The sequence below is a fragment of the Streptococcus infantis genome, from assembly GCF_047460405.1.
In the GTDB taxonomy this organism is placed as follows: domain Bacteria; phylum Bacillota; class Bacilli; order Lactobacillales; family Streptococcaceae; genus Streptococcus; species Streptococcus infantis_Q.
Genome location: NZ_JASHGH010000030.1, coordinates 1 through 5,705 on the forward strand (window position 1 = coordinate 1; position 5,705 = coordinate 5,705).

Genomic DNA, 5,705 nt, shown 5'->3' on the forward strand with positions numbered 1-5,705 from the left:
CCTCCTTCAGCGTTCTACTTGCATGTATTAGGCACGCCGCCAGCGTTCGTCCTGAGCCAGGATCAAACTCTCATTAAAAGTTTGAGTTCTCACTCATTTCTGTCACTGACAGATTTATTGTTTTTTTTCATTGTTCAGTACTACAACCTTAGTTGTAGTGCCCTGCACATTGGTTCGTCTTGTTCAGTTTTCAAAGGTCTTTGTCACTCGCTTCTCTCAAGTGACAACTATATTAGTATATCACAGTCGCTTTCGCTTGTCAACACTTTTTTGAAACTTTTTTTAATTTTTTTCATCTAGTGTTTCATCTGTAACATACTATAGTCCGTACGGGATTCGAACCCGTGTTACCGCCGTGAAAAGGCGGTGTCTTAACCCCTTGACCAACGGACCGGAGTTGTTATCTTCAACTCTTACTATTATACCGACTTTTCTTACTTTGTCAACACCTTTTTTAAACTTTTTTTCATTTCTCCTGAATTACTTCCTTCAGCTCTCTGAGAAGGGCTTTGCGGCCTTTAAATCGTTCGTCTGCCCAGAGGCGTTCATAGGCTTCTTGCTTATCTTGTGGTAACTTTCTTCTATAAGTATTCAACAATTCATGAAGAGCGTAGTAATCATCCAACCACAATCCTCCTTCTGGTAGGCGATGGCTAATTTCTCCTACTTCTTCGTAGGCCATTCGGTCTAGGCGACGTTTTTGACTCTCTTGTTTTCTGACGCTATCAAGGATTCGATTGCGAAATTTTGTTTTGAAGTAGACGTAGAGTTTCTTTTCCTCTTCCACTAGTTCTGGATGCTTTTCTAGAAGTTCATGGAGACAGATCATGCCTTCTTGATCCCAATCCTCTTTCTCCCACAGGTGGAGATAGTAATCTTTTCGACATCTATGGACAATTCCTTTTACCTTCTCATAATACTTTTCAAGCATTTGCTTTCCCCCTTTCTCTGCTTGTAGTATAGCAGAGAAAGGAGGAAAGAGGGGCTGTCTTTCCTATCTTGTGTTTTTTCAAGTCTGTAATGTTATGGAAGTTGTAAATGCTGACAAGTGAGAGTGAAAAAAGACAAAGATTTGAATCCTTGTCTTTTAGCTTATAAACGTATTAGTGAAACAGATCTACAATGGTATCCCAAACTGTCTGGGCTTTTTCTTTAATCTTAGCATCTGAAATAGCTTTGCCTGCTTCATCGACCAGATTTTGCGCCCGTCCACGAATATCTGATAGTATATCATCAGACTGTGTACTAGTATCACTTGTGGTTTGTTTCCGTGTGTTTTCTGGTTCAATACCATTCAACTTATAGGCATTTTCAACTGTAAAGGTACTACCTGGTGTATAAGGAAGAATTGTTTCCGCCATACTTCTAAAAATGTGAGCAGCACCATTCGAAGTCGAACCTGCCAGATAATGATTTTCGTCCGTAGTCGGGAAACCAAGCCAATGACTTATCACCACATCAGGCGTATATCCGATAACCCACTGGTCACTTGTATATACTGGGTTAAAAGCTGCTTCAGTTGTACCAGTTTTCCCAGCCATAACATAGTCATCTGGCGAGGAGCTTATTCCTGTACCGTTTGTAAAAGTACCTAACATCATACTGGTCATTTTATCGGCTACTGACTTATCTATTATACGTTTTTGAGAATTTTTGTGAGTTGCAATGACTTGGCCACTCGCATTTTCAATACGAGTAATAAAATGCGCTTCAGGTATCAAACCTTCATTTGCAAACGCTGCATAAGCCTGCGCCATTTGTAGCGGACTTGTCTCCACCCCACCACCTAGAGCTACACCTAGCACACGATCAACATTCGTTAAATCAAGTCCGAATCTTTCACCTGATTCAAAAGCCTTATCGATACCAAGTTGCTTAACTGTCGCTACAGCAGGAAGATTTAGAGACTCGGCTAAGGCTTGATACATTGGAACTTCTGGTGATGTTTTGATCCCAGCGTAGTTGTCAACCTTATAGTCTCCATATTCCATGGTATGATTATCCAATTCTTTATTTAAAGCCCAACCCGCTTCGACTGCTGGTGTATAGACTACTAAAGGTTTAATCGTTGAACCTGGACTTCTTTTGGTCTGGGTTGCATAGTTAAAATTTCTGAAACCTGTCTTATCATCCCCTGCCACTCGACCAACAACTCCTCGAACTCCACCCGTTTTTGGCTCCAAAGCGACACTACCAGACTCTGCATGTGTCCCATCTTCAGCTGTCGGAAAGAGCGAAGTATTTTGATAGATAACCTGCATATTTGCTTGGTAATTTTGATCTAGCTCCGTATAAATTCGATAACCGTTATTAACGATTTCTTCCTCTGTTAGATTATACTTTTCAATAGCTTCATTAACAACTGCATCAAAATAGGAAGGATAACGGTAGTCTGATATTTTCCCTTCATAACTATCTTTCAATTGAGAAGCCATATCAACACTTGCTGCTTCTGCTTCCTTATTTTTATCAAGGTAACCTGCAGCCACCATATTTTGCAAGACAGTATCTCTTCGATTAGTTGAATGCTCAATAGAATTCAGAGGATTGTACAACTCTGGGCCTTTAAGCATACCTGCTAAAGTGGCGGCTTCATCAAGAGTTAATTCCGATGCTGAAACACCAAAGTACTTTTTACTAGCATCCTCAACACCCCAAACTCCATTACCAAAGTAGGCATTGTTCAAATACATGGTTAGAATTTCTTTTTTACTGTATTTTTTGGTTAATTCTAAAGCAAGAAAGAATTCTTTAGCCTTTCTCTGAACAGTTTGGTCTTGTGAAAGATAAGCATTTTTCGCTAACTGTTGGGTAATTGTAGAACCACCACCCGAGCGACCAGCTGTTAGGATTGCTAGGAAAAAGCGACCATAGTTAATTCCACTATTTTTATAGAAGCTTCTATCTTCTGTCGCAATAACAGCATTCTGCAAATCTTCACTAATTTCCGAAAGTTCAACATAGGTCCCTTTTTGGCCTGACAAGGCACCAGCCTCATTCTCTTCTCTATCAAAAATCACCGTTCGTGTTTTCAAAGCATTCTGCAAGTCTGTAACATTTGTCGATTTAGCCAAGGCAAATAGATATACCCCAACAAACAAGCTTGCACTTAGTCCAAGAATTAGAAAGATTTTGGTCAGATGATAGCGACGCCAAAATTTTCGAATAGGTCCGACTTGCCCAACTTTTTTTCGCCCACCTCTTGACCGTCTTAAATTAGTTGAGGTATTTTCTTCATTATTAGCTTCGTCGATTTCTATTTTTTCTATTTCAGCTTCTTCTTTTTTAAATAAAGAAAGAAACTTTTCAAATAATGTATCTAATTTCATGCGTTTATTTTATCATCTTCCTCATAGGAAGACAAGAATTTAGCTAGTTTCTCTATCCAAATAATCTATTTTTTGTTACAATATCTGTATGAAATTTACCTTTGTTATCCCTGATTCTCTTCCTGAAATGACTGTCAAAATCTTCTTGGAGGAGCAACTACTCATTCCGAGAAAAATACGGCATTTCTTGAGAATTAAAAAGCACATTCTCATCAATCAAGAAGAAGTCCACTGGCATCAAACTGTCAAATCCGGAGATGAATGTCAACTGATTTTCGATGAGGAGGATTATCCTACAAAAGAAATTGTTTGGGGGAATCCTAATCTTGTCCAAGAAGTTTATCAGGACCAACATTTAATCATCGTCAACAAACCTGAAGGAATGAAAACTCACGGGAATCAACCAGATGAGATTGCTCTTCTTAACCATGTCAGTGCCTACGTTGGCCAGACCTGTTATGTCGTTCATCGTCTAGACATGGAAACCAGCGGTTTAGTTCTCTTCGCTAAAAATCCTTTTATCCTGCCTATTCTCAATCGATTATTGGAAAAAAAAGAGATTTCGCGAGAATACTGGGCTCTGGTTGAGGGAAAAATAGGAACTAAAGAGCTTGTCTTTCGAGACAAAATCGGTCGCAATCGTCACGATCGTAGAAAACGGGTGGTGGATTTCAAAAATGGTCAATATGCTGAAACTAATGTAACTCGATTGAAACAATTTCAAAACAAAACTAGTCTCGTTCGTTGTAGATTAAAAACAGGGCGAACTCATCAGATTCGAGTTCATCTATCTCACCACGGACATCCAATCCTTGGAGACCCGCTCTACAATCCACATTCAAAAACTAAAAGACTAATGCTTCATGCATTTAAACTTTCCTTTGTCCATCCTCTGACCTTAAACAAATTAAGCTTTACTGCGCTATCAGACACATTTGAAAGAGAATTAAACCAAAATGGATGACACTATCATCCATTTTTTCTTATAGATACAATAAAAGCAAGACCAGTTGGCCTTGCTTTTATCAACTCAAGAATTATTTAGCGATTTTAGCGAAGTATTCAAGAGTACGTACAAGTTGTGCAGTGTATGACATTTCGTTGTCGTACCATGAAACAACTTTAACCAATTGTTTACCGTCAACGTCAAGAACTTTAGTTTGAGTTGCGTCAAACAATGATCCGTAAGACATACCTACGATATCTGAAGATACGATTGGATCTTCTGTGTAACCGTATGATTCGTTTGAAGCTGCTTTCATAGCTGCGTTCACTTCATCAACAGTAACGTTCTTTTCAAGAACAGCTACCAATTCAGTAACTGATCCAGTTGGAGTTGGAACACGTTGTGCAGATCCGTCAAGTTTACCGTTCAATTCTGGGATTACAAGACCGATAGCTTTAGCAGCACCAGTTGAGTTAGGAACAATGTTTGCTGCACCAGCGCGAGCACGACGAAGGTCACCACCACGGTGTGGTCCGTCAAGGATCATTTGGTCACCAGTGTAAGCGTGGATAGTAGTCATCAATCCTTCTACAACACCAAAGTTGTCTTGAAGAGCTTTAGCCATTGGAGCCAAGCAGTTTGTAGTACATGAAGCACCTGAGATAACTGTTTCAGTACCATCAAGAACATCGTGGTTAGTGTTGAATACAACTGTTTTAACGTCGTTTCCACCAGGAGCAGTGATAACAACTTTCTTAGCTCCACCTGGGTGCAAGTGTTTTTCAGCAGCTGCTTTCTTAGCAAAGAAACCAGTAGCTTCAAGAACGATTTCTACACCGTCGTTAGCCCAGTCGATTTGTTCTGGATCACGTTCAGCAGAAACACGGATGAATTTACCGTTAACTTCAAATCCACCTTCTTTAACTTCCACAGTTCCGTCGAAACGACCTTGAGTTGTGTCATATTTCAACAAGTGTGCAAGCATAACTGGATCTGTAAGGTCGTTGATGCGAGTAACTTCAACACCTTCTACGTTTTGGATACGGCGGAAAGCAAGACGACCGATACGTCCGAAACCGTTAATACCAACTTTAACTACCATTAGTGATTTCCTCCTTATGAAAATCATGAAAATTTTATTGTGAAAAGAGTAACTTGAATCACTACAAATCACCTTTCAACATACCTATTATATAACTATTTGAGTTTAATTGCAAGCGCTGGCCTTGTTTTTCTGATAAGCTTTGGTAATATTTTCATTTCTTTACTTAGCCTTGCAGCCTACTCCAATTCTATGCATTTCGGCTCTATAATATTTGTAGTGGGTAAATCCCCTATAGATATTATGGAGCCTATTTTGTTGTAGAAAAAAAGTCCCATATGACCTATAATGAAAAGCGACAAAACAACTCATTAGAAAGATTCATATG

At 39.3% G+C, this 5,705-nt stretch carries 4 protein-coding genes, 1 tRNA gene and 1 rRNA gene; 1 reads left to right on the forward strand and 5 read right to left on the reverse strand.

Features of this window, described 5'->3' with window-relative positions:
- From QM928_RS09660 to pbp2a, 4 genes are all read right to left on the reverse strand, one after another.
- Window positions 1–78, reverse strand: a 16S ribosomal RNA gene (locus QM928_RS09660); the annotation flags it as partial.
- A gap of 243 nt (window positions 79–321) precedes the next feature.
- Window positions 322–393: transfer RNA gene (locus QM928_RS09665), tRNA-Glu, on the reverse strand.
- Between the two features lie 73 nt (window positions 394–466).
- Entirely contained in the window at window positions 467–931 is a 465-nt protein-coding gene (locus tag QM928_RS09670) for a sigma-70 family RNA polymerase sigma factor (protein WP_414273508.1), read from the reverse strand.
- A gap of 172 nt (window positions 932–1,103) precedes the next feature.
- On the reverse strand, window positions 1,104–3,329 hold the full coding sequence (gene pbp2a, locus QM928_RS09675) for a penicillin-binding protein PBP2A (RefSeq protein WP_414295141.1): 2,226 nt from the start codon (window positions 3,327–3,329) through the stop codon (window positions 1,104–1,106).
- 88 nt (window positions 3,330–3,417) lie between these two features.
- Between pbp2a and QM928_RS09680 the strand changes: the two genes are divergently transcribed.
- On the forward strand, window positions 3,418–4,293 hold the full coding sequence (locus QM928_RS09680) for an RluA family pseudouridine synthase (RefSeq protein WP_414295142.1): 876 nt from the start codon (window positions 3,418–3,420) through the stop codon (window positions 4,291–4,293).
- A gap of 73 nt (window positions 4,294–4,366) precedes the next feature.
- On the opposite strand, the gene gap is transcribed toward QM928_RS09680, so the two are convergent.
- Window positions 4,367–5,377, reverse strand: a complete 1,011-nt coding sequence (gene gap, locus QM928_RS09685; RefSeq protein ID WP_000260668.1) for a type I glyceraldehyde-3-phosphate dehydrogenase — start codon at window positions 5,375–5,377, stop codon at window positions 4,367–4,369.
- Between the last annotated feature and the right edge of the window lie 328 nt (window positions 5,378–5,705).

Coding starts and splice junctions, on each gene's coding strand:
- QM928_RS09680 (WP_414295142.1), top strand. CDS start 3,418: ATGAAATTTACCTTTGTTATCCCTGATTCTCTTCCTGAAATGACTGTC.
- QM928_RS09670 (WP_414273508.1), bottom strand. CDS start 931: ATGCTTGAAAAGTATTATGAGAAGGTAAAAGGAATTGTCCATAGATGT.
- gap (WP_000260668.1), bottom strand. CDS start 5,377: ATGGTAGTTAAAGTTGGTATTAACGGTTTCGGACGTATCGGTCGTCTT.
- pbp2a (WP_414295141.1), bottom strand. CDS start 3,329: ATGAAATTAGATACATTATTTGAAAAGTTTCTTTCTTTATTTAAAAAA.